Source organism: Abiotrophia defectiva ATCC 49176 (assembly GCF_000160075.2).
Lineage (GTDB): Bacteria > Bacillota > Bacilli > Lactobacillales > Aerococcaceae > Abiotrophia > Abiotrophia defectiva.
In genome coordinates, this window is the sequence record NZ_KI535340.1 from 1,099,573 (window position 1) to 1,123,506 (window position 23,934).

At 51.9% G+C, this 23,934-nt stretch carries 24 protein-coding genes; 17 read left to right on the plus strand and 7 right to left on the minus strand.

Annotation, left to right across the window (positions count from 1 at the left end):
• Positions 1-52 precede the first annotated feature (52 nt).
• Positions 53-817, minus strand: a complete 765-nt coding sequence (locus GCWU000182_RS05080; protein WP_023391711.1) for an ABC transporter permease — start codon at positions 815-817, stop codon at positions 53-55.
• Positions 801-1,739, minus strand: coding sequence for an ATP-binding cassette domain-containing protein (locus GCWU000182_RS05085; protein WP_035364138.1), 939 nt, complete (start codon positions 1,737-1,739; stop codon positions 801-803). The genes GCWU000182_RS05080 and GCWU000182_RS05085 overlap by 17 nt, the downstream gene beginning before the upstream one ends.
• Positions 1,740-1,929: 190 nt before the next feature.
• On the opposite strand from GCWU000182_RS05085, the gene GCWU000182_RS05090 reads away from it, so the two are divergent.
• Genes GCWU000182_RS05090 through GCWU000182_RS05100 form a run of 3 tightly spaced genes read left to right on the plus strand, consistent with a single transcriptional unit; the run spans position 1,930 to position 5,930 of the window.
• A complete protein-coding gene (locus tag GCWU000182_RS05090; protein WP_035364140.1) occupies positions 1,930-2,385 on the plus strand; it encodes a MarR family winged helix-turn-helix transcriptional regulator in 456 nt (151 codons plus the stop codon).
• Positions 2,378-4,147 (plus strand): ABC transporter ATP-binding protein, encoded by a 1,770-nt coding sequence (locus tag GCWU000182_RS05095; RefSeq protein WP_023391714.1) that lies wholly within the window; start codon positions 2,378-2,380, stop codon positions 4,145-4,147. The genes GCWU000182_RS05090 and GCWU000182_RS05095 overlap by 8 nt, the downstream gene beginning before the upstream one ends.
• A complete protein-coding gene (locus tag GCWU000182_RS05100) occupies positions 4,137-5,930 on the plus strand; it encodes an ABC transporter ATP-binding protein (protein WP_023391715.1) in 1,794 nt (597 codons plus the stop codon). The genes GCWU000182_RS05095 and GCWU000182_RS05100 overlap by 11 nt, the downstream gene beginning before the upstream one ends.
• A gap of 62 nt (positions 5,931-5,992) precedes the next feature.
• Here GCWU000182_RS05100 and GCWU000182_RS05105 read toward each other — a convergent pair whose 3' ends face one another.
• Entirely contained in the window at positions 5,993-6,871 is an 879-nt protein-coding gene (locus GCWU000182_RS05105; RefSeq protein ID WP_035364142.1) for a YitT family protein, read from the minus strand.
• A 138-nt stretch (positions 6,872-7,009) separates the two neighbouring features.
• Between GCWU000182_RS05105 and GCWU000182_RS05110 the strand changes: the two genes are divergently transcribed.
• Genes GCWU000182_RS05110 through GCWU000182_RS05130 form a run of 5 tightly spaced genes read left to right on the plus strand, consistent with a single transcriptional unit; the run spans position 7,010 to position 10,182 of the window.
• Entirely contained in the window at positions 7,010-7,561 is a 552-nt protein-coding gene (locus tag GCWU000182_RS05110; protein ID WP_023391717.1) for a hypothetical protein, read from the plus strand.
• A gap of 30 nt (positions 7,562-7,591) precedes the next feature.
• Positions 7,592-8,176 (plus strand): NAD(P)H-dependent oxidoreductase, encoded by a 585-nt coding sequence (locus GCWU000182_RS05115; protein ID WP_023391718.1) that lies wholly within the window; start codon positions 7,592-7,594, stop codon positions 8,174-8,176.
• Positions 8,177-8,196: 20 nt separating this feature from the next.
• On the plus strand, positions 8,197-8,715 hold the full coding sequence (locus GCWU000182_RS05120; protein WP_023391719.1) for a hypothetical protein: 519 nt from the start codon (positions 8,197-8,199) through the stop codon (positions 8,713-8,715).
• 3 nt (positions 8,716-8,718) lie between these two features.
• A complete protein-coding gene (locus GCWU000182_RS05125) occupies positions 8,719-9,333 on the plus strand; it encodes a hypothetical protein (protein ID WP_035364144.1) in 615 nt (204 codons plus the stop codon).
• A 27-nt stretch (positions 9,334-9,360) separates the two neighbouring features.
• On the plus strand, positions 9,361-10,182 hold the full coding sequence (locus tag GCWU000182_RS05130) for an HAD family hydrolase (RefSeq protein ID WP_023391721.1): 822 nt from the start codon (positions 9,361-9,363) through the stop codon (positions 10,180-10,182).
• Between the two features lie 47 nt (positions 10,183-10,229).
• On the opposite strand, the gene GCWU000182_RS05135 is transcribed toward GCWU000182_RS05130, so the two are convergent.
• On the minus strand, positions 10,230-11,903 hold the full coding sequence (locus GCWU000182_RS05135) for a formate--tetrahydrofolate ligase (protein ID WP_023391722.1): 1,674 nt from the start codon (positions 11,901-11,903) through the stop codon (positions 10,230-10,232).
• A gap of 59 nt (positions 11,904-11,962) precedes the next feature.
• Here GCWU000182_RS05135 and GCWU000182_RS05140 point away from each other — a divergent pair, with 59 nt between their 5' ends.
• From GCWU000182_RS05140 to GCWU000182_RS05160, 5 genes are all read left to right on the plus strand, one after another.
• A complete protein-coding gene (locus GCWU000182_RS05140) occupies positions 11,963-12,172 on the plus strand; it encodes a hypothetical protein (protein ID WP_035364146.1) in 210 nt (69 codons plus the stop codon).
• A gap of 207 nt (positions 12,173-12,379) precedes the next feature.
• On the plus strand, positions 12,380-12,832 hold the full coding sequence (locus GCWU000182_RS05145) for an Rrf2 family transcriptional regulator (protein ID WP_023391724.1): 453 nt from the start codon (positions 12,380-12,382) through the stop codon (positions 12,830-12,832).
• Positions 12,833-12,889: 57 nt separating this feature from the next.
• A complete protein-coding gene (locus tag GCWU000182_RS05150) occupies positions 12,890-13,492 on the plus strand; it encodes a nitroreductase family protein (RefSeq protein ID WP_023391725.1) in 603 nt (200 codons plus the stop codon).
• 467 nt (positions 13,493-13,959) lie between these two features.
• Positions 13,960-15,213: a DUF4767 domain-containing protein gene (locus tag GCWU000182_RS05155; RefSeq protein ID WP_023391727.1), complete on the plus strand. Its 1,254-nt coding sequence runs from the start codon at positions 13,960-13,962 to the stop codon at positions 15,211-15,213.
• Positions 15,214-15,789: 576 nt separating this feature from the next.
• Positions 15,790-16,110 (plus strand): hypothetical protein, encoded by a 321-nt coding sequence (locus GCWU000182_RS05160; protein WP_023391728.1) that lies wholly within the window; start codon positions 15,790-15,792, stop codon positions 16,108-16,110.
• A 353-nt stretch (positions 16,111-16,463) separates the two neighbouring features.
• Here the strand turns inward: GCWU000182_RS05160 and GCWU000182_RS05165 are convergent, their stop codons facing one another.
• The 3 genes from GCWU000182_RS05165 to GCWU000182_RS05175 are packed head-to-tail and all read right to left on the minus strand — an operon-like array spanning position 16,464 to position 18,237.
• Positions 16,464-17,333, minus strand: a complete 870-nt coding sequence (locus tag GCWU000182_RS05165) for a DUF4097 family beta strand repeat-containing protein (RefSeq protein WP_023391730.1) — start codon at positions 17,331-17,333, stop codon at positions 16,464-16,466.
• 24 nt (positions 17,334-17,357) lie between these two features.
• The gene (locus GCWU000182_RS05170; protein WP_035364148.1) at positions 17,358-17,927 is read right to left on the minus strand and encodes a DUF1700 domain-containing protein; all 570 of its coding nucleotides are present in this window, start codon (positions 17,925-17,927) and stop codon (positions 17,358-17,360) included.
• Positions 17,920-18,237, minus strand: a complete 318-nt coding sequence (locus GCWU000182_RS05175; RefSeq protein ID WP_023391732.1) for a PadR family transcriptional regulator — start codon at positions 18,235-18,237, stop codon at positions 17,920-17,922. The genes GCWU000182_RS05170 and GCWU000182_RS05175 overlap by 8 nt, the downstream gene beginning before the upstream one ends.
• A 187-nt stretch (positions 18,238-18,424) precedes the next feature.
• On the opposite strand from GCWU000182_RS05175, the gene GCWU000182_RS05180 reads away from it, so the two are divergent.
• The 4 genes from GCWU000182_RS05180 to GCWU000182_RS05195 all read left to right on the plus strand — a co-directional run bounded on the left by GCWU000182_RS05180 (position 18,425) and on the right by GCWU000182_RS05195 (position 23,934).
• Positions 18,425-20,899, plus strand: a complete 2,475-nt coding sequence (locus tag GCWU000182_RS05180; protein WP_409360454.1) for a heavy metal translocating P-type ATPase — start codon at positions 18,425-18,427, stop codon at positions 20,897-20,899.
• Between the two features lie 20 nt (positions 20,900-20,919).
• On the plus strand, positions 20,920-21,120 hold the full coding sequence (locus tag GCWU000182_RS05185; RefSeq protein ID WP_023391734.1) for a heavy-metal-associated domain-containing protein: 201 nt from the start codon (positions 20,920-20,922) through the stop codon (positions 21,118-21,120).
• A gap of 448 nt (positions 21,121-21,568) precedes the next feature.
• Positions 21,569-21,997: a Dps family protein gene (locus GCWU000182_RS05190; RefSeq protein WP_023391737.1), complete on the plus strand. Its 429-nt coding sequence runs from the start codon at positions 21,569-21,571 to the stop codon at positions 21,995-21,997.
• Positions 21,998-22,155: 158 nt separating this feature from the next.
• Positions 22,156-23,934, plus strand: coding sequence for a glycerophosphoryl diester phosphodiesterase membrane domain-containing protein (locus GCWU000182_RS05195; protein ID WP_051372926.1), 1,779 nt, complete (start codon positions 22,156-22,158; stop codon positions 23,932-23,934).

The window sequence follows — 23,934 nt, forward strand, 5'->3', positions numbered from 1 at the left end:
TTTGAATATTATGAATTAAAAGAAGCTAGGACCTACATCCTAGCTTCTTTTATTATAAGTCACGTCTTTTGAAAATCTGGTAGCCTAGGCAGCCGAAGATGGTACTTAGGACTAGCGACAGGCCCACGGCCAGAGCTAGATTGGGGTCTGATAGGAGGGCGAAGTCGGCTTGCACATCGACATAGCGCAGCCAGGTGTTTTTTGGCAAGAGCATGGCCAGATAATTGGCGGTAGGTCCGAATAGGAAGAAAAAGACCAGGCTGATGGGGATGGAGTGGGTCAAGTGGAGGAGGGTCAGGATGACGGCCACCCAGAATTGGATGAAGAGCCATTGGAGCAGGAGGACTTGGACTCCTTGTCCAAGCACCTCGGGACTTAGGCCCGACATATCCAGGAAGAGACTGGCATATAGATAGCGGGTGCTGGTGTAGAGGAAGAGGTTGAAGCCGGTTAAGAGGAAAATCATCAGCCATTTATTGAAGTAGTAGCTGAAGCGGGAGATGCCGGCGGACAGAGAATTTTTATAGAGTTGGTGGTTGAGTTCAGGCCCCACCAAGTAGAGGGTCAAAAAGAGCATAAAGATCTGAATACCAGCTCCACTCTCAATGGCCTGGCTGACAGCGGTCAAACCATCCAATCTCAGCTGCTCCAGGCCCTCGGCACCGCTGACTCCTTGGAGGCCCGAGATAAACTTGAGGACGGTAGGATGAGCTAGGAGGACAATGAGGAAGTTGAAGGCCAGTAGCAGGATTTCCATGGTCCAGAAACCCTTTGAATGAATCAGGCGGCGGAAATCGGCTTTAAGAATGGCTAACATGGTGAGCATCCTCCTCGTGAATCAATTGGGTAAAGTAGTTTTCTAGGTTCTGCTTAGCATAATAAATCTCATCCAGGGCCACTTGGCCTTGAACCAGGGCGGTATTGACAGCCGACAACTGGTTGGCAGGCGCGAAGACATGGATTTCACCCGTTTCGGCCACCACCTTGAAGGGATAGCTGAACTGGCTTTCTAGCAGACGGCTGGCAGCTTCCACCGCATGGGTCTTGAGGACAATATAGTCTTCGGACAGGCTATCGAATTCAGTCTTGGAGATTTCCTTAATTAGCCGTCCATCTTTGATAAAGCCAAAGCGGTTGGCCACTTGCTGGAGCTCGCTTAGGATGTGGCTGGAAATAATCATGGTCATGCCTAACTCGCGGTTGAGGCGGAGGAGGAGGGCGCGCAAGTCGCTAATGCCGATGGGGTCTAGGCCATTGACCGGCTCATCCAAAATGAGCAGGTCGGGCTTGGCCAAGATCGCCAGGCCAATGGCTAGGCGTTGCTTCATCCCCAAAGAGAAGTCCTTGAAGGGCTTGCGACCGGCATTCTGCAAGTCGATGAGTTCCAGGGTCTCCTGGATGACTTGCTCGGCTTGGGGTAGGCAGAGGAGGGTGGCTTGGTAGCGCAGGTTCTCGTAGGCCGACAGATTAGGGAAGGCGGCTGGCGACTCGATGACGGCACCCACCCGAGTCAGGGCCTGGCTCCACTCCCGGTCGCTGCTAGAGCCGAAGAGGGAGACGGTGCCTGAAGTAGGGTGAATGAGTCTGGTGATAAGCTTGAGTAGGGTCGTCTTACCGGCCCCATTTTGGCCGATTAAGCCGTAGATGTCGCCTTCTTCTAGGCTGAGGCTGACCTGGGTCAGGGCCGGGCCAGAGGCATAGTTTTTAGTTAGGGACTGGGTGCTAAGGATGGGGGTCATGTTGAACACGTCCTTTCTGCTAATTAGGAGCTTGGCTCCTTGGTAGTTCTTAGTATAGGACCTAAAAATCAAATATCTCTCAAGCAATTCTAAAGTATTTCTAAAGTTTTGTCGAGAGGGCTGGAACTTGCCAAGGGCTTGGGCCTATGCTAAAATAGTTAGCATGATAACTATTGACGGAGGGATGCCAATGGAAGGTTGTATCCATGATACGGTGGTCTTCAGCCATCGCCTTAAAAATCAAGCCCAGAACCTGGCCAAGGAAGCCGGGATGGACTGGTTAGCTGGACCCCAAGGGCGGGTAGTGACCTATCTCTTCCACCACCAAGAGCGACCGGTTACCATGATGGAAGTCGCAGAGAAAATGAAAATCTCCAAGCCTGTGGCTAGCCAACTCTTCAAGCGTATGGAGAAGAATCAGCTGATTGACATTAAGCCGGATCCTCGCGACAAGCGGCGCAAGTATGTGACCCTGACCGAGCAAGGCCTAGTCAAGCAAGCCCAGGTCGGTCATTTCTTGACCACCATCCACGACCAATTGCTGGAAGGACTCAGCGAGCAAGATCTAGCAGTCTTCCATCGGGTAATCCGCCAATTGACGCAAAATCTGGAACATATTCAATATAAAGGAGTAGACCATGTTTAAATTAATTAAGCGACTCAGCGCCCGCGAATGGGGCATGGTGGGTCTTACCGTGGCCTTCATCTTCCTAGCCGTCTACTTGGACTTAGAAGTTCCAAGTTATATGAAGGAAGTGGCCACCCTCTTACAAACACCTGGCGTGGGCCTAGACCAGTTAATGGGCCCTGGCGCCCTCATGTTAGGCCTATCCCTGGCTAGTTTTGCTAGCCTAGTCATGGTGGGTTACCTATCTGCCCGCTTGGCTGCTAGATATACCACCCGTTTGCGATCGGACATCTATAGCCAAGTGCTTAGCTATTCGGATGCTGAAATCAAACGCTTCAGCATTCCCTCCCTCTTGACCCGGACCACTAATGACATCAGCCAGATTCAGCTGCTGATTACCATGGGCCTCCAAGTCATTGTCCGCGGTCCCATTATGGCTATTTGGGCCATGACCAAGATTGTGGGCAAGTCTGAGGCCTGGCTGTGGGCAGTGGGGGTAGCGGTCTTAATCAACATTTTAATGACCGTAGTCCTCATGACCTTGGCCTTTCCTAAGCAAGCAGTTATACAGAAATTAACCGATAAGCTCAATGCCGTTACCCGCGAGAGCCTGATGGGGATTCGGGTCATTCGGGCCTATAATGCTGAGGACTACCAAGATGCCAAGTTCGAAGCCACTAACAATGAAGTGACCCGACTCAACCTCTTCGTTAACAACCTCATGGCCATCTTCAACCCTATCATGTCGGGGATTTCCTCTGGTTTGACCCTGGCCATCTATTGGATTGGGGCCTACCTGATTGCTTCCGCTAACTTATTTGATAAAGTTGGCCTCTTCAGCGACATGATTGTCTTCATGTCCTATGCTATGCAGATTGTCATCGGCTTCCTCTTAATGGGGATTATCTTCTTCATCCTGCCCCGTAGCTTGGTGGCAGCGGGCCGGATCAATGAAGTTCTAGAATTGGAGCCAAGTATTCATTCACCAGCCCAAGGCCAGTCTCCAGACCCAAGTCTTAAGGGGCAAGTCACCTTCCAAAATGTGACCTTCCGCTATGCCCAAGAAGCCGAGCCGGTCATCCAAGATGTATCCTTCCAGGCCCAAGCTGGCCAAACCGTGGCCTTTATCGGCTCAACCGGTTCAGGTAAATCCACCCTGGTTAACCTGATTCCGCGCTTCTATGATGTGTCAGAAGGCCAGATTCTGGTCGACGGCGTCAACGTGGCTGACTACGACTTAAGCGAACTGCGCAAGCGAGTAGGCTATATTCCCCAAAAGGCCGTCCTCTTCTCAGGCGACATCCAGTCCAACCTGGACATGGGGGATAGCTTAGAAAGCCCACTGACGGAAGCCAAGATGTGGCAGGCCCTTGAATTGGCCCAAGCTAAGGACTTTGTGGAGGCCAAGGAAGGCGGCCTAGCCGAGCATGTGGCCCAAGGCGGGACCAACTTCTCAGGGGGTCAACGTCAACGTCTGGCCATTGCCCGGGCGCTAGCGCGTAAGCCAGAAATCTTGATCTTCGACGATTCCTTCTCAGCCCTAGACTATAAGACCGACCGCATCTTGCGTGAGGCTTTGACCAAGGAGACAGCCCACATGACCAAGTTGATTGTGGCCCAACGGATTTCCACCATTATGGAGGCTGACTTGATTCTGGTCCTAGACCAAGGTCGGGTGGTCGGCCAAGGGACCCACAAGGAATTGCTCAAAGACAATGCAGTCTATCGCGAAATTGCTTACTCTCAATTATCCAAGGAGGAATTAGAAGATGGCCAATAAGACATCCAAACCATCCCTCTTTAAGGGAATTAAACCTTATATTCAAGGCTTTCAACTGCCCTTGGTCTTGGCTCTGATTGGGGCGACCATTTCCAGCATGATTACGGTCTATGGGCCACGGAAGTTGGAAGAAATGACCAACCTGATTGGCCAAGGCATGTCAGGCAAGATGGACCTCAAGGCCATCTCAGCGGTGGGTTTCTTGCTGGCCGGGCTCTACGCCTTCGGGGCGGTGATTAACTACCTCCAAGGTTTCATTATCACCACCATGATTCAGCGCCTGTCCCAGCGTCTTCGCCGGGCCATCGCCACCAAGATTAACCGTCTTCCCTTGGCCTACTTCGATAGTCATTCCCAAGGGGATACCCTGTCACGGGTGACTAACGATGTGGACACCGTCGGTCAATCCCTTAACCAGAGTCTGGCCAATGTGATTTCTTCGGTTATCATGATAGTCGCGGTCCTGATTATGATGTTCACCGCCAATGTCATCCTCTCGCTGGTGACGGTAATTTCTGTCTTCGTGGGCTTTATCCTGATTATGTTTATCGGTATGCGGGCCCAAGGCTTCTTCAAGGCCCAACAAGTCAACTTGGCGGCCGTCAATGGCTTCGTCGAGGAAACTTATTCGGGCCACAATGTGGTCACCAGCTACAATGCCGTACCTGAGTCTCTGGCCCAGTTCGCCAAACTCAATGGTCAACTCCATGACAGCATCTGGAAGTCTCAATTTATCTCGGGCATTATGATGCCGCTTATGATTTTCATTGGCAATTTCGCCTACGTCCTAGTCATTATTGTTGGGGCTATCTTGGCCTTGCAAGAGGGCAGTGGCGTGACCATGGGGACCATCGTGGCCTTTATGGTCTATGTGCGAATCTTCGCCCAACCCATTTCCCAACTGGCCCAAGGCATGACTTCCCTGCAACAAGCGGGAGCAGCCATGAGTCGGGTCTCCGAATTCCTCAATGAAGAAGAAATGGCGGATGACCACGACTTGCCACAGGCCTTGACCGACATTAAGGGGCAGGTCACCTTCGACCAGGTCACCTTCGGTTATTCGCCTGATAAGACCATCATTAATGACTTTACGGCCCAAGCCCGTCCTGGTAAGAAGATTGCCATTGTAGGGCCGACCGGGGCAGGTAAGACGACCATTGTTAACCTGCTTATGAAGTTCTATGAAATCAACCAGGGGACCATCGCCATTGATGGCGTAGACCTGGCCCAAATGAAGCGGTCGGAAGTCCATGATGCCTTCGCCATGGTCCTGCAGGATACCTGGCTCTTTGAAGGGACCATCAAGGAAAACCTCATCTTCAACCAGACTGGCATTAGTGACGACCAAGTGATCGAGGCGGCCAAGGCGGCTGGCGTCCACCACTATATTATGACCCTGCCTAAGGGCTACGACACGGTCCTGGATGACACGGTCACCTTGTCGGTCGGGCAAAAGCAGCTCATGACCATTGCCCGCGCCTTGCTTAAGGACGCTCCACTGCTGATCTTGGACGAGGCCACTTCTTCGGTGGATACCCGGACCGAAGAACTGATTCAACAGGCCATGGATACCCTCATGGAGGGGCGGACTTCCTTCGTCATCGCCCACCGTCTGTCGACTATTAAAAATGCCGACTATATCCTGGTCATGCAGGAAGGTCGTATTATCGAACAAGGCAACCACCAGGAGCTCATGGCTCAAGGCGGCTTCTATGCGGACCTCTATAACAGCCAGTTCGATAAGAATTCTAGTGGCATGGACTTCGAAGAACTCTTGGCTTAAGGCTAAAAATAAGTAGACAAAAAAGGCTGGCATCCCGCTCTGGGTGCCAGCCTTTTGTTGTCTTATAATTCGTAGGAGTGTTCCTTGAAGTTGCCCAAGATGTTGTTGATGTTGGTAATGGTGATGAAGGACTTGGGACTGGTTTGGGCGATAATTTTCTTGAGGGTATGCAGCTCATTTTGCTGAATAATGAGGATAATCATGTATTGTTTCTGGTGGGAATAGCCACCTTCCACTTCAATAATGGTCGAGCCCCGGCCCAGACGGGAGTTGATGGCAGACACGACTTCTTGCGGATTGAGACAGATAATGGAACATTGGATATAGGCCGAGAAGAAGCGTTGGATGTTCTTCATGGTCTGGTTACGGACGAAGCTCATAATCAGGGCATACATGACGTGTTGAATGTCGAAGGTCAGCCAAATCAAGCTGTAGACCAGGATGTCCTGCATGAGGAAGACCGTCGGGATGCTCCATTTGAAGCGCTTGGCCAGGAATTTACCGGTAATGTCGGTCCCACCTGTTGAAGCACCCGCAATCAGCAGAAAGCTCATTGCAATCCCCGAGATAATACCACAGAAGATGGCGGCCACTAGGGAATCGTTGAGTTCAACTGGGGCTACCATATTGGGCAGGTTGTTAATGAGGAAGGAGGAGGCCAAGATAGTGGCCCCGGTTAGTAGGAGAAATTGCTTGCCAATATATTTGTAGGCAATGTAGAAGAGGGGGACGTTGAGGGCTAATTGGGTGGTCCCGATGGGAATGCCGAAATACTTCTGCATAATCAGCCCAATCCCGATAGTGCCGCTGGCCCCAATCCCGTTATAAGGGACTAGCAGGCCGGCATAGACACTAAAAAGTAGGATGCCGATGACCAGGAAGAGAATGTCTTTGAGTCGTTTGTGTTGGTGGGGGGCATAGACGCCTTCAAGCAGTTGCATAATCGAAGTCAAATCCTTTACAGTGTACTCTTTCATCTATCATTTTAATAATTCTGACCACATAAATCAAGGATAAGGGGGAGGACTTGGGGGCTAATTGCCTTTGTGCTATAATAGAGCTATCAAGGAGGTGTTAAGATGGAGCCAAGCAATGTCAGGAAACTGAGTCCAGAGGACAGGGACAAGCTGGTCCTTCAGCTAGAGCGAGAAGAGGCTGACCTGACTGAGCGCGACTACGATCGCTACCAGGAGCTGATTAAGCAGGACCTAAGTGGTCTGACCGCTAAGAAAATCGTCCAGTCCCTGCTGGCTCTGCTTGATACCCTAACAGATGGTCTGCTCTTTATCTTGGGCTTTGCCCTTTTGGTCCTAGTAGTAACATTCTTGAATGGTCATTTGGACCAGGCCTGGCCTTTCTTAAAGACCATGCTGACGGGGCTCCTAGCGCTAAGGCCAGACCAGTTTGTTTGGAACCTGACCTCGCTCTGCCTAGTCTTCCTAGTCGCTATGAATGTCTATAACCACTGGCGCTACCGCCAGGCCACCTTGCGCCTCCAGGTCTCAGTGGATGCCATGGTCCGCGTTCAAGCCGAAATTGCCCAACGTCCTGTCGTCCTAACCCGTCTGGCCAGCTACCTCTACGAGTATGGCTTCCAACGTCTCTTGGCCGAGGAGGAGCAAAGCGACTAATACCGCGTAGATTATAAGGAGGTTATTACCATGAAAGTCTTAATTGTTTATGCCTACCCAAATCATCAAGGTCTCAATGCTCAGATCCTAGCCCGCGTGCAGGCTGGGCTGGCGGGCCGCCATGAGGTCAAGACCTTGGATCTCTACCAGGAGCACAAGGAAAAGGGCTTCGATCCCTGCCTAGTCTTCGACCAAGACCATAAACGTCGCGATTTAGACAAGGACCCTCAAATGGCTCCTTATCGTGACTTGGTGACTTGGGCTGACCATCTGATCTTCATCTATCCTATTTGGTGGGGCGGCATGCCTGCTATACTCAAGGGCTTTGTTGATCGCGTTTTGGTTAAGGGCTTTGCCTATGATTATAGTGATAATCCAATCCCTCAAGCCCTGCTTAAGGGCCGAACGGGCTGGGTCATTACCACCCACGATACAGTAGGCTTCTTCGCCCGCCTCTTCATGCAGGATTATGGTCGCGTTTTAGCTCGCCATATTCTGCGCATGGTGGGCATTAAGCCAGTCCAACAAAGCCAATTAGCCTATGTGCGTGGCAGCAAGCCTGAGAAAATTGCGGCCTTCCTAGATAAAGTTCAAGCCCAGGCGGCCAGCCTCTGAGAAGGGAGCCAAGTTAGTTGATGACCAGTCCCTTATTTGACGCCTTTTTAAGCATTGCTAGAGCCCTTAATGAGCGGGGCCTTGTGCCACTTTTGATGGGGTCGGTCGGTCTGGAAGTTCGGACGGGCCGCTCCTGGCAGGCGCGCGACCTGGACATTCATGTGCCGGGTGACCCGCGGGGGTGGGAGGCGCCTGACCACTTACGTATCTATGACTTTGAGCTGCTTGAAGAACTCATGGAGGAACTGGGCTATGTCTTGGTAGATCGACACGAGCATGAATTCCAAGGGCCTGCCGGCTCAGTGGAGTTTGGCGCTCTGGATACTTTGCCAGACTTTGCCGGCGTAGCCTTGGAAGACCTGCCCCTGGAAGACTGTCAGGGGGTCCGCTTCTATTTACCTACTATGAGCCAGTATCTGGCTATCTACCGGGCCTCTTCCCAGGATTCCTATCGTAATGATCAAAATAACCATAAAGACTTGGCTAAGATCGCCTACCTAGAAGAGCGCTTAGCATTAGATTGTCAAACTAAGGAGTAAACTATGCCGCAAAAAGCTACCCCACCAGGTCCTCTGCCTAATAGTCATTTCCCGAGGCACCGCATCTATGGCCTAGGCCTCCGCTCGCGCTATGGCGCCATTGCTCGTTGCCTATTCAGCCTAATCTTAATGTATGTAGTGGGCGTCCCACTTCTAATTTTTGGTTCGCTTCTAATCGCTCGCTTGATTTGGTTAATCCGCCAATGCTGGCTCATTCGCCGCCACAATAAGGAGCGTTGGCACTACCTAGTCCAAAACTATCCCCAAGTGGAAAGCGATGACTTCCAACCCGACCGGGAGTGGCCGGAGATTACCTGCATGGTCTATCAGAACCACCTGATCTTCTGGGGCGATGGACTAGAGGTCTGGCATTTCAATGATATTCTGACCCTGGACTTCGATATTAACTGGGAAGAGCCCGACCAGAATATGCGGCCAGCTGAGTCTAGTCGCCATCAACGCAACTTGTGGGGCCGACTGCAGAAAACTCGCTATCTGATTGTGTCCCTGGCTAACTGGCAAGTCCTAGAGTTACGCCTGCCCAAGAAGGCAGAAGAAGTAGACTTAGAAATCGCCATTGACGAGCTCAAGGAATACTTTGCCAAGGCGGAGTACTAGTAAGCACAAGCTAGCAAGGAGGCAACCATGATTAAACATCTTTTTTCCGATATGGACGGCACCATTCTGCGGGAGGACGGCCGCATTAGCCCGGAGACGGCCCAGGTCATTCGCCAAGTGGGCCTGCCCCTGACCCTGGTCTCGGCCCGCTCGCCTATGGAAATGCGGGAGGCCATCGATCAACTAGGGCTGCATGATGTCCATGTGGGCTTCAATGGGGGCTATATCTTCCAGGCCAGCCCTGAGGGCTACCAAGTTATTCATGAGGTCCGGATGGACTATGACTTGGCCAAGACCCTGGTCCTGGATTTAAGAGGGCGCTATCCTGATCTCAGCATTAGTGTCTTCGATGACCAGACCTGGTTTGTGGACCGTTACGATGACTGTGTGGCCTACGAGCAGAACTTGACCGGCCTCGACTATGTCCTGGTGGACTATGAGGATTTCTTCCAGGCCCCTTGGCGCAAGGTTTTCAAGCTCATGCTGGTGACTTTCGACCATGAGCTCATGGAAGCCGTCAAAGCCTATCTGCCAGCAGCCTATCCAGAAGCCGAAATCGGTCTCTACCAGACCAGCATTCCTTATCTGGAAGTGACGCCGCGTCTGGCTCAGAAGTCTCTAGGCATCCAGTATATCCAGGAGCGAGAAGGGCTGACCCGCCAGGAACTCATGGCCTTTGGCGATGGGGCCAATGACCTGGCCATGTTCCAAGTGGTCGGCCAGGCGGTGGTCATGGCCAACGCCAGTGAGGCCATTAAGGCCCAGGCCGACTATGTGACCCTGTCTAATGAAGAAGACGGTGTGGCCTACGCCTTGCTGCACTATTTGCCAAGTTTACAAAAGCAATAAAAGAGAGCCTCTGCCATTGGGCAGGGGCTCTTTGCTTGTTTATTAGATTAGAAGAGGCCGGTCACCTTGCCGTCGGCATCGATGTCGATACGTTCAGCGGCAGGGGATTTAGGCAGACCTGGCATGGTCATGATGTCACCGGTCAAGGCCACGATGAAGCCGGCGCCGGCTGAGACTTTGAGTTTCTTAATGGTGACGGTGAAGTCCTTAGGTGCCCCAATCAGGCTAGCATTGTCGGAGAAGGAGTACTGGGTCTTGGCCATACAGATTGGCAGTTGGCCGAAACCAAGGTCTTCTAACTCCTTGAGCTCACGCTTGGCCGCTGGGGTCAGGCTGATGCCTGCGCCACCGTAGACCTTTTGAACGATCTTGGTGATCTTGTCTTGGATGGAATCTCCCAGGTCGTAGATGTAGCGGAAGTCCTTAGCTGCCTCCGTCAGAGCCACCACTTTCTCAGCCAAATCGCGACCGCCGGCCCCGCCTTGGCCCCACACATCGGAAATGGACACGTCGACGCCACGGGCTTTGCAGGCTTGGTAGACGGCCTCGAGTTCAGCCTCGGTGTCGGTTGGGAACTTGTTGATGGCCACCACCACTGGCAGGCCAAAGGCTTCTTGGATAGTCGCCAAGTGCTTGTCCAAGTTAGGCAAGCCAGCCTTAACAGCTTCCACGTTTTCAGGGCCTAAGTCGGTCTTAGGAACGCCACCGTGCATCTTGAGGGCCCGGATGGTGGCAACTAGCACGACTGCGTCAGGCTCTAAGTCAGCCAGACGGCACTTGATGTCTAGGAATTTCTCTGCCCCTAGGTCCGCCCCAAAGCCTGCTTCGGTGACTACATAATCAGCTTGGCGCAGGGCTAGCTTGGTAGCTAGAACCGAGTTACAGCCGTGGGCGATGTTAGCAAATGGTCCGCCATGGACAAAGGCAGGAGTGCCTTCCAGGGTTTGAACCAGGTTAGGGTTGATGGCATTCTTGAGCAGGGTGGCCATGGCGCCTTCAGCCTTGAGGTCAGCGGCTGTCACGGGGCGACCGTCGAAGGTGTAGGCCACGATGATGCGGGCCAGGCGCTCCTTGAGGTCGGACAGGCTAGTCGACAAGCAGAGGACCGCCATGATTTCAGAAGCCACGGTGATGTCGTAGCCGTCTTCGCGTGGCACTCCGTTAATTTTGCCTTGGAGGCCGTTGACGATATGACGCAACTGGCGGTCGTTCATGTCGACTACCCGTTTCCAGGTGATGCGACGGCTGTCGATGCCTAGGGCATTGCCGTGGTGGATGTGGTTGTCCAGCATAGCCGCCAGCAGGTTGTTAGCTGCGCCGATGGCATGGAAGTCCCCAGTAAAATGAAGGTTGATATCTTCCATAGGAATGACTTGGGCATAGCCGCCCCCAGCGGCGCCACCTTTGACCCCAAAGACTGGGCCAAGGGACGGTTCGCGCAGGGCGATGGCGGCCTTTTTGCCAATCAGGGTCAGGGCATCAGCCAGACCTACTGAGGTCGTAGTCTTACCTTCGCCGGCGGGTGTTGGCGTGATGGCAGTCACCAGGACCAGTTTGCCCGGCTTGCTTGCTTCTTTGGGTAAGGAAGCAAGGTCCACTTTGGCGATGTGATGGCCGTAGCGGAAGAGCTGCTCGGGTTTTAAGCCCACGGAAGCAGCGATGTCTTCGATGGGGCGAGGGGTAACAGAGTTGGCGATTTCAATATCAGATAAATGGGTCATGGATTAGTGGTCCTCCTAGAATGCTTGGTAATGGCCAGCCCTTGCAAGGGGCTTCTGCTATGATTATAACAGAAATGTCAGGCCTTGTGACTAAAAAACGAATGGCCGGGGCTAAGAAAAATGGCCTCGTTCGTGTTTGGGGTCAGGACAAATGGGAGGGGGCTAGCCTGCTGGCCTCAAAAAATTTTGCCACCGCACTCGCTATGGTTAAGTCAAATTGGCTAGAAAGGGCGCTATATCAAGGAAAAATGAGCCCTATAAATTTTTAAGGCAAGAGGGTTGACAAATAAAAGAGTGGGTGATAAGATTTAAGCACAAACTTGTAACAGAGAAAGTTACAAGTTACCATCTCACAATAAAGGAGGGTAGATCCACTCGTTGTCCCAGTAGCCAATGGTAAACCAGGCAGATGGTTGCTTAAGCAGCCTTAAGTCGTCACAACCATGGTCAGAAAGTAAGAAATAGGATGTGATTCTATGCAAATATCAAGTCGCTTTACCATTGCAATCCATTCATTGGCGGTCATCTATTTGAGACAAGACCATCAGCGCGTGACCAGTAACTTCCTATCGGAGAGCATTCAGGTCAATCCCGTGGTCGTGCGGTCGGTCCTATCCGGCTTGAAGGCGGCTGGCATTATCGAGTCGCGTCAAGGCAGTGGGGGGTCACGCTTGGCCAAGCCCCTGGATGCCATCACTTTTTATGATATCTATGTCACGGTAGACAGTGTTGACAAGGAGGGACTCTTTAACTTCCATCCTAACCCACATCAGGACTGTCCGGTCGGTCGCAATATTCACCAAGCGGTGGATGGCAAATTGATACAAATCCAAGCCGCCATGGAAAATGAACTCAAGCGCATCACCATGCAAGATGTGGTGGATGATTTAGAAAAGGCCATTGCCCAAAGCGCCCAATCATCTAAGTAAATAAAATATCCCTTGGGGATTAGAACATATCAAATAGAAAGAATAGAGGTAATTAATATGTCAAACTTTAACCAATTACAAGCAAAACGTCGTTCAATTTATGCACTCGGTAAGGAGCTGCCAGTATCTAATGATGCCCTAGTTGAAATCGTCGAAAAAGCCATGAAGGAAGCTCCATCTGCTTTCAACTCTCAATCTAGCCGTGCTGTCATCTTATTCGGCAAAGACTCTGAAGACTTCTGGAACGAGATTGCTTACAGCGAACTTGAAAAGGTAACCCCAGCGGAAGCTTTTGAAGGGACTAAAGGTCGTTTAGCTGGTTTCGCAGCAGGGGCTGGGACCATCCTCTTCTTCGAAGACCAAGAAGTGGTAGAAGGCTTGCAAGCTAACTTCCCACTCTACGCTGACAACTTCCCAATCTGGTCAGAACAAGCACACGGGATCAACTTATACGCTGTATGGTTGGCATTGGCTGAACAAAACATCGGCATGAACGTGCAACACTACAACCCATTAGTAGACGAAAAAGTAGCCGCTAAATACAATATCCCATCTACTTGGAAATTACGTGCTCAAGCACCATTCGGTAGCGTGGTAGCGCCAGCTGGCGACAAAGAATACATGGCTGACCAAGATCGAGTTAAGTCATTCGGTAAATAAGACAAGCGATAGCTTGAGGAGGACAGAGGTCTGAGTGACCTCTGTCTTTTTAGTGTCTGCCTCGGTCAGCCTTGGCCAGGTCGGGTGCTGAGGGCAAAGTGGGCCCTTGTGGCGGGACCGGCTCCAGCCTCGCCGGGCGAGTCTTCCGCCTTGGTGGGCTATGGTGGCCTAAGTCGCTCCGCTCCAAGGCCACTCATACGCCCGCCATCCTGCAGGCCACAAGGGCCACTTTGCCCGCACCGGACCAGGCCAAGGCTAGGGAGTGGGTTGAAAACAGGGTTCTTGGCGCAAGTCTTTGGTCGCCCCCAATTTCCTTAAGTTGGTTGCAAAGTTTTGGGTGACAAAATAGTCTATAATAAGACACAAAATAGTCTATATTTAAACCATGTAAGCCCTTGTTTTTTTCTTTGTGAGGACTATAATAAGGCTGTAAGTAAAAGTCACAAGCAAAAAGGAGGCGCGTCACCATGAGTAAGCGGTATGCATTACTCGTCGGTACGGTTATTGGAGCCCTAGCCCTGAGTGGGTGTGGGCATGGTCAAGGCAATCAGGGAGCTACTAGCAGACAGGTCGCGAATTCTGTGACCAGTGAATCTGTCAGCAGTGTGTCTACTAGTCAATCCAGTCACAGCCAGTCAAGTAGTCAGTCAGCAAGTGAGGCCAAATCTCAAGGGGCCTCGCAAGCCAGCCAGGAGCCGGCTAACGCCCAGGGTCAGCCCTCTTATTTCAAGCAGATGCAAGCGGCCTATCAAAAGCAGCTAGACTATCGCGATTCGTTGAGTGAAGATGCTCGGTCTTCAGTTCAAGTGCCTTTTACTGCGGCCTATCAAGAAGGTGAGCGGCTTAAGGGTCTCCACCCCCAAGATAGCCAGCGCATTGAGCAAGAGTCAGCGGACTTTCAGCACTTTCTCAATTGGGATAAGCAAGCCTTTGCTTCCTTCTTCCTCAAGTGGGCCCAAGGCATGAAGCAAGACTATCGGCCTTTGCATTTGGAGGATTTTGTGGGCATTGGCGATCGCGACAATCGTCTCAAAAATGCTATCGTTAATGGGCAAGCCGCGACCTGGAATATTATGGGCAATGTCAAAAACGCTCGTTACGATTACCTGGTCTTGGATAGTTATGAGACCACCGATTCGGACCCAAGTCAACGTCATCTTTACCTCTTCACTCTCCATCAAGGCCAGCCCCAAGTCCTCTACAGTCAGGCCCATTTGGCTGACAGCGATCAGTTGGATTTCAAAGAGACCGAGAACCAGGAATTGAGTCAGGGCTTTGCGCGGTACCTCAATCCTGACAATCGAGACAGTGGCCAGACGAGTGCTGAGGGCGCCATTGCGGGGCCAAGTGACCTTAGAAGGGATCATATTGCCCAAGTCATGGAAGCCTACGCTAAGGCCCAAGGCCAAACTTATCAAGCTGCCACGCCAGCAACAGCCTTGTCTTATTATGATTTGGCGGTTCCCGACCAAGTCCTCAACCAAGCCCAAGTGGACGGTCAAGCAGCAAGTTTCCAATTCTATGGCATGCAGCTAGGCAAGAGCGACTTGAACTATGAAGTGTCGGCCATTTATGTGCGCCAGGATGGCAAGCAGGTGATTGCCTTTGTTAAGCGCCACAATCATGCCTATATATTGGAGGCCACAGCCCAACCAGACCAAGAGGGTCAGGTCTCCTTCCAAACCACTCAGAACCCAGATTTAATGTCAGCATTTGATTAGTTATGAAAAGGACCCAGCCTCTTTGTTAGGGGCTAGGTCCTTTTTTGTTTCTGCCTCGGTCTGCCTTGGCCTGGTCGGGTGCTGAGGGCAAAGTGGGCCCTTGTGGCGGGACCGGCTCCAGCCTCGCCGGGCGAGTCTTCCGGCTTGCCGGTCTATGGTGGCCTAAGTCGCTAACGCTCCAAGGCCACTCATACGTCCGCCTTCCTTGAGGCCACAAGGACCACTTTGCCCGCACCCGGCCTGGACAAGGCTGGGGAGTAGCTAGGAAATTGGGGCTCAAGCCAAAGACTTGGCCTGGGGCTGGACCGGTTCGAGCCTGGCCAGCCAGTCTCTCGCCTTGCCTAGCTATTGAGTCCCTAAGTCGCTACGCTCCGAGGGCCTCTAATACGCTAGTCATCCCTTTAGCCCCTGGCGCAAGTCTTTGGGTGCCCCAATTTCCTTAAGTTAGTGCCGAAGTCAGGGGGACAAACTTGTCGAAAAAGCCCTGTATTTAAATGAAGTAGGCCTATTTATTTTTGTTTTAGAGGGCTATAATAAGGGTGTAAGCAGAATTATCAGTCAAAAGGAGGAAGCGTCATGTTTGTTGAAAATGATTATATCTTGCGCCAAATTAAGCAGGTCATTCGTAATTTGGCGGGACTCTTGAATTTGCAGACGGTTTTTGATTTGCTGAGTGACACTATCGACGTTCAGGATGAAGCCACCGTTCTTAGGGTGACCAATGATTACTATGCGGAATTAATCCGTATAAAATCCCAAAGTAAAGGGGCGGACTATCTCAAAAGATTGAGTGAGACTTCTGGCGTGTCCCTTGAAGCCCTAAATAAACTGATAGACGGGCAAGAGATTCTGGATCAAGAACAAGTAGCACTTCTAAAAGCCTACTTTGGGGATTAATAGAGTGGATGTGTGTCGGTATTTTCGCTAAATCCTTTAGAAAAATAAGACTTGAAGCCAGATAGACTCATAAATCTTGTTGGCTACACAAAATTTTTCGCTCTCTAGGCTTGGCAAGGCGGCTGCGGGGCAAAGTAGCCCTTGTGGCATTAGGATGGCGGGCGTATGAGTGGCCTTGGAGCAAAGCGACTTAGGCCACCATAGACCGCCAAGGCGGAAGACAGCCGCAGGCTGGCTGAAGTCGGTCAGCCACAAGGGCCTTGCTTTGCCTAGAGCAGCCACCGCGGCCAAGCCAGAACAAGGCAGAAGCAGTAAGACAAAAAGAGGCCCATGGGCCTCTTTTTCTATCTCGATTATTCTGAGAATTGGACGCTAACATTGCCAGTTGACGAGTGGGCCTTGACTTTCTTGCTGGCGCCTTCGTTTTCTTGGGTTTTGTTGCCCATGGTCTTGGTGTCGATTTGATAGTCCTTGCGTTTGCCTTGAATCGTGGCCTTAATATCACCCGTTGAAGAGGAGAGTTCAATGTCTGGGACATCATTCAAATCCTGAATGTCCAGGCTCCCAGTTGAACTATTGGCCTTGAAGGTCGTGCCACTAGCCTGGGTTTGCTTGGTGCGGATATCACCCGTTGAAGCAGATAGGTCAAAGTTTTGGCCGGAAACCTGGTCAAGGCTAATCTTACCCGTCGAGGCAGAGACGTTAATATCCTTGCTAGCCTTAACCTTTTCTAGCTGGATGTCGCCGGTCGAGTCATCGAGCTTGAGGTTGTCCTTGAGGTTAAGGTCGCTGACGGTGATAGAGCCAGTCGAGGTTTTGACGTCCACTTTGGCAGCCAGTTCCTTAGGAAGGGTAATGTTGATCTTGTGGGAATTGAAGATACCGAAGGGGTTGAAGACCCAGAAATTGAAGAAGAAGAACTGGCCCTTGGATTGCATAATCAGGCGGGAGCCTTCTTGCTTGATGTTATAGTTGATGCTGCGATCTTCGGTATAGTCAATCTTGATGTCGGATTGGTCAGCTCCTGTGACGGTCACATCAGCAATCGAAGCCTTGACGACCAACTCGGTCACATCGCTAGCTGAGGCTTGGTATTGCTTGTTCTCTGGCGTTCCGGCCATACTGAAGCGGGTTAGGTCGCCACCCGATAGGGCGAAGGCCGTCCCAATGGACATCATGCCTAATATAATGAGAACAATGGCGATTTTAGTCAGGTTTTTCATAAATAAGCTCCTTTCTAGGTGAGTCTAGTCGCGACGAGAGTGAATCCAGCGCAGTCGATGGTTGAGATTGCGAAAGCCGCGTTGGGCCCATGGCAAGAATAGGAGGCCTAGACCGACTAGGGAAAGACCTGCCCCGAAGTTGAAGAGGGCATTAATCAGGTTGAAACCGGAGGTGAAGGGGCTGGTCACTACCAGGAAAGCCCCACCGATGATAAAGGCAAAGACCGTGGCATAAAAGGCGAAAAGTAGGGCCGCCATAATCAAAACCAAGCCTAAGCCTAGAGCGCCGAACATTATAATAATTGGCAACAAGAGGGGGAAGGTCAGGGCAATCAAGACCCATTGTCCACCCGAAATAGGGCGTTTGGGTTTGAGTTTTTGCTTGACCCGTTCAAAGGGTGACATTTCCGCTAGAATCCGGTTAGCAATTTCATCTAAGTCACCCAAGTCAGCTACGGCTTGGTCCTCAGTCATGCCCTCGTCTAGGCGGTCATCAATCATCTCATCGAAGAAGGACAGGGTGGTGGCCAGTTCTTCCTCGGGCAGGTCAGCCAAGCGCCCGGCTAGTTGGTGTTTGAAGTCGTATCTATTCATGTCGATCATCTCCTAGGATAAAGTGGTAGGCTTTCATGACGGCGTCCCAGTCCTGGAGAAAGTTCTGGATTTGACTGTGGCCGACATGGGTCAGGCGGTAGTACTTGCGTAGACGTCCCTTATGCTCAATCGAGTAGGCAGCCACCGCCTGGTTGGCTTCCAGTCGCTTGAGGATGGGGTAGAGGGTGGATTCGGAGATCGGAATGTATTCCGACACATCTTTGACAATTTTGTAGCCGTAGGAGTCTTCTTGGCGCAGGGCGGCCAATACACAGACTTCCAAAAGGCCACGCTTGAGTTGAGCTTCCATAGGCGTTCTTCCTTTCTACACCTATACTATACGACACATAGTATAATGCGTCAAGAGATATTCTGTTATAAATAGTAAAATCGGTCTTAAGTCTGAGAAAAAAGAGGGGTTTACAAATGTAACCTAAGGTGTTATACTATAAATGAGGATTACGCTTGTAATCCTAAAAATGAGATTAAGGAAGGTGATGACCATGTCACAAGAATATGCGGTTCAAGGCTTGTCTTGCGCTTCCTGCGCCCATGCCGTAGAAGTGGCCCTGCAGGCCGTAACGGGCGTCAAGTCAGCACAAGTGAATTTAGCAACTGAAAAAGTCAGCCTGGAGACAGAAGGGAGTGTCAGCCCCCTAGACTTGCAGGCAGCGGTCCAGGCGGCCGGTTATGATTTGGTCCTGCCCCAAGTGACGCAAAACTTCGCCCTGACAGGCATGTCCTGTGCTTCTTGCGCGGCCAATATTGAGTCTGCAGTCAGCAGCCTGCCAGAAGTCAGCGCGGCTAGCGTCAATCTGGCCACTGAAGTCCTGTCGGTGACCTACCAGCCAGGCGCTATTAATGAAGAAATAATTTGCCAGACCGTGGCAGAGGCCGGCTATCAAGCCCAAGTCCTAGCAGATCAAGCTGGAGCTAGCCAAGCGCAAATCCAGCAAGAGGCGGATCAAGCGGCCCAAGCCAAGGCCAGTCACCAAGCAGCCCTCTGGCGTCGTTTCTGGCTGTCGGCCATTTTCGCCTTGCCACTGCTCTGTCTAGCCATGGCCGAAATGGTGGGCCTGACCCTACCAACTTGGCTCAGCCATCGCGGGGGTGGTCAGCTCTTTGTTAGTCTGCAACTGGCCTTGACCCTGCCTATTCTCTGGCTGGGGCGGTCCTTCTTCCTAAATGGCTTCAAGCATTTAGTCAAAGGGCATCCTAATATGGATTCTCTGGTGGCCCTGGGAACGAGTGCGGCGGTAGCCTATAGTCTCTATAGTAGTATTCAAGTCTGGTTGGGCGACCACCATGCGGCCATGTCTCTCTATTATGAGTCAGCCGGCGTCATCCTGACCCTGGTGACACTGGGTAAATATTTCGAAGCTCGGTCCAAGGGCCAGACTTCAGCTGCCATTCAGGCCCTGATTAAGCTTGCCCCTCAAGAGGCTCAGGTCTTACGAGAGGGCCAGGAAGTGACCCTGCCACTGGACCAAGTCCAAGTGGGCGACCTAGTTCGGGTCCGTCCTGGACAAAAGATTCCGGTCGACGGCCGGGTAGTGGAGGGCCAATCTTGGGTGGACGAGTCCATGTTGACCGGTGAGAGCCTGCCGGTTGCTAAAAAGGTAGGCGACCAAGTGGTAGGCGCCAGCCTCAACCAGCAAGGGTCTTTAATTGTTGAAACCAATAAAGTGGGCCAAGACACCACCTTGGCGCAGATTATTCATTTAGTTCAAGCAGCTCAAGGCTCTAAGGCGCCTATTGCCCAATTGGCTGACCGGGTTTCGGCTGTCTTCGTGCCGGTAGTTATGACCTTGGCTCTAGTGGCTGGTCTGGCCTGGTACCTGATTGGCGGCCAGTCCTGGGCCTTTGCCTTGACCATTAGCATTGCAGTCCTCGTGATTGCCTGCCCATGTGCGCTGGGTCTGGCCACGCCAACCGCCATTATGGTGGGGACCGGTAAAGGGGCTGAGCAGGGCATCTTGATTAAGTCCGGGACCGCTCTGGAAATGGCCCACCAAGTGGACGCCGTAGTCTTGGATAAGACGGGGACCCTGACCCAGGGCCAACCCCAAGTGACCGATGTCCTGCCTCTGACAGGCTGGACGCCAGATCAGTTACTGGCCTTGGCAGCTGCGGCTGAAGTTAACTCTGAGCACCCACTGGGTCAAGCCATTGTGGCCGGGGCCCGTGAGCGGGAGCTGGCTTTGCCTGAAGTGACTGACTTCCAATCACTGACCGGGTCGGGGATTCAGGTTCGGGTAGATCAGGCGACTTATTACCTGGGCAACCGACGGCTCATGCAAGAGCAGGGGCTGGATTTGGGTCAGGCAGAAGATCAGGCGGCGGCTTTGGCGGCTGGGGGCAAGACGCCAATTTATGTGGCTAATGAGCATGAGCTCCTAGGCCTGATTGCGGTAGCCGACCCGCTTAAGGAGACTAGTCCCGAGGCTGTCCGACGCCTCAAGGCCATGGGCTTGCAGGTTATTATGTTGACGGGCGACAATGCCAAGACGGCGCAGGCTTTGGCTGCAGAAGCTGGCATTGACCAAGTCATTAGTGACGTTCTGCCTGCGGACAAGGCCCAGGTAGTGGCTGATTTGCAGGCTAAGGGACTCAAGGTAGCCATGGTAGGGGACGGCATTAATGATGCGCCAGCCCTGGCCCAGGCAGATGTGGGCTTGGCCATTGGCCGAGGGACGGACGTAGCCATCGAGTCGGCCGACATGGTCCTCATGGGCTCTGACCTGACCAGCGTGGCGACTGCCATCAAGCTTAGTCAGGCCACCATCCGCAATATTAAAGAGAACCTATTCTGGGCTTTTGCCTACAATGTGTTGGGCATCCCAGTAGCCATGGGGGTCTTGCACCTCTTTGGCGGGCCGCTCCTCAACCCAATGTTGGCGGGCGCGGCCATGAGCTTCAGCTCCGTCTCAGTCATTGTCAATGCCTTGCGCCTACGTCGTTTTAAGGCTTAAGTCTAAAACGAGAGATTATAATGGAAAAAACTTATCTAGTAGAAGCCATGAAATGTGGTGGCTGTGCCAAGAATATTGAGAACTCGCTTAGCCAGGTAGCCGGCGTCCAAGCCGTCACCACCGACCTGGCCAGCAAAAGCGTGACCGTCACCGGTCAGGTAGACCAAGCCAGCTTGCAAGAAGCCTTGGCGCAAACTAAATATGTCCTGGCTCCTAAGTAGTTGGGTTAAGGAGAGAGACTAGCTCTATGGGGATGGTCTTTTTTCTTGGGTTTTGATGGAGGAAGGGAGCCCGACTTTGGGAGCTAGTGGTCCACTCTCCAGAGTGGACCACTAGCTAGGGTGGAAAGGCCGGAAAAGGGTTGGAAAAAGGGGAAAATGGGAAAGCCAGTGGACCACTTTGGAGAGTGGACCACTAGCTGGGGCGAAAAGGGCGGAAAATGGCTGGAAACCTGGGAAAATGTCAGAGCCAGTGGACCACTTTGAAGAGTGGACCACTGGCTGGGGCGGCTTGCCTTTCTTGGCCTTGCTTAGCCTGTTCTTCTAATAACAAGACCTAGGTTTATATGGTTCTCAATAAAAAGTGCATATTCCTTGCTTTACTATCTAAGAGGTCTATAATGGTAGATAGATAGGGAAATCCTATCAAAAAGTAAAGGAGTGTTTGATTATGTCAACCGTTCAACGTCTTAACGAAATCACAGCCAACTTAGGTGTTTTATATGCGAAATTGCATCAACACCACTTCTATGTAAAGGGCCAAGACTTCTACAAATTGCACGAACTTTTCGAAACTCAATATAACGAAGTTCACGAACAATTTGACGAAGTAGCCGAACGCATCCTCATGATTGGCGGCAAGCCAGTCTCAACTTTAGGTGAATTCTTAGCCTTGGCAACCATCAAGGAAGCACCCTACACGACTGAAAAATCAGCGCGCCAAATGGTCGAAGAAACAGTTGCCGACTTCGAGCTCTTCCGCACTCAATTGGAAGCTGCCATTCGTTCTGACATCGATGAAGTCAGCCAAGACCTCTTGATTGGCATGAAAGCTGTCTACGACAAGCACTTGTGGACCATGAAGGCTTACTTGGGCTAAAAAATATCAAATGAAGGAGTTGGGAGCCGTCTTCCGGCTCCTTTTTTTGCGTTTATTTTGGCTAATGGCCCTATGATTTTTATCACTTTTATGTTAGTCTAAACGAGACCCAGTTCTCGGGACTGGATAAGTTTAGATTAAGATAATGAGGAAGTTCTATGTCACCTACCCATACACACCACAAACCCCAACCCATCCGTCAGACCCTAAGTTTGATTAGGCGCCATGCCTTGGTCCTGCTGTCCATGGGGACGGCCCTGCAATTCCTAGTCAGTGGGCTAGGGGCTGGGCTGCTGGTCTATCTCTTCCGGCTGGCTCTGATAGCAGCCGACCAGACCAATCTGGATAAGAACAATATTAGTCATCTGCTGGCTAACCCGCTCTCTATTGGTATTCTGCTGGCCCTGGGGGCGGTCTTTGCCTTGCTCTTCTACCTGGAACTGTCGGCCATAGCATATGTGATTGATGCCTGTCGCCAGGGCAAACGCCTGTCCTATCGAGGTTTGCTGACCCATTCCCTGGGCCGGCTCAAATCCTTGACCGGGTTGGACTTTGTTAGTTTTTTTGGCTATTTGCTCATTACCTTGCCAGTCAGTGGCTTGGTCCTCGAGTCCAGTCTGACGGAGGGCATTTATGTGCCGGAATTCATTACGGGTGAATTGATGAAGACCCCCATGGGGACGGTTATGGTGGGGCTGGTTTTTCTAGTCCTATCCTATCTCAACCTGCGTCTGATTTACACGGTTCCCCTCATGGTCATTGGCGACCAGGCCTTCTCCCAATCGCTTAAAATGAGTTGGCAGGCCACGCGCCAGGGCAAGCGCAAGCTAGTGGGCGCCTTGCTGGGCTTTGAAGTAATCCTGGCTATCTTGGGCTTTCTATTTATTATTCTAGGTGCCAGCCTAGCCTTCCTAATCAATACAAAGGGCGATAATCTCTGGTTCCAGGCCGGCGTCCTGACCCTCTATCGGGGCGTCAACTTTGCCTTTGGTCTCTTCACCAAGGTGGGCGTCATGTCCATTCTCTTGATTTTCCTGGGGCGGCCTTTGGAAAGTCAGCCTTACTTGCTAGCCCAGGACAAGGGCAAACGCGGTTGGCGCTTCTATCTGCTGCTAGCCTTGCTGGGAGCCATGGCCTATGGGTCGGCGGCCTTTGAAGTCTTTAGCAGTGGACTTAACACTAAGCAGCAGGTCGTGGCCCATCGGGGCTATGTGGCCGAGGGAGTAGAGAATACTATCCCAGCCCTGGAAGCGGCGGCTGCCCAAGGGGTAGACCAGGTAGAGATGGATATTCTGCTGACCAAGGATTTGCAGTTTGTGGTCATGCACGACTATAACCTCAAGCGCCTGGCTGGCCTTGACCGCCGGGTTCAGGACATGACGCTGGCGGAAGTGGAGGGCCTGACCGTGCACCAGGACGGCCTGGAGGCCACCATTCCTTCCTTTGACGCCTATGTCAAACGAGCCAAAGAACTGGGCGTCAAGCTCCTAGTCGAGCTCAAGCCTCACGGGGGCGAGCCTGACAATTACGCTCAAATTTTTATCGACAAGATGCGTCAGCTGGGTGTGGAGACCCAGTATAAGACCATGTCCTTAGACCTCAAGGTCATGGAAGAAATTGAGCGGCTAGCGCCAGAAATCGAGACCGGCTATGTCATTCCCATCCAGCTAGGGGGATTTGGCGACAATCAGGTAGACTTCTTCGTCATCGAAGACTTCTCCTATCAGGACTACTTGGCTGACCAGGCCCACGACAGGGGCAAGGCCGTCTATGTCTGGACCATTAATGATAATGAAAAAATCCGTAAATACCTGCAAAAACCGGTCGATGCCATTATTACGGACCAGCCGGATCAAGTGGCCAGCATCAGACAAAAGCTCCAGTCCCATAAGGGCAACTACTTGGACTACCTGCTACAGTTAGCTTCGGGTAACTAG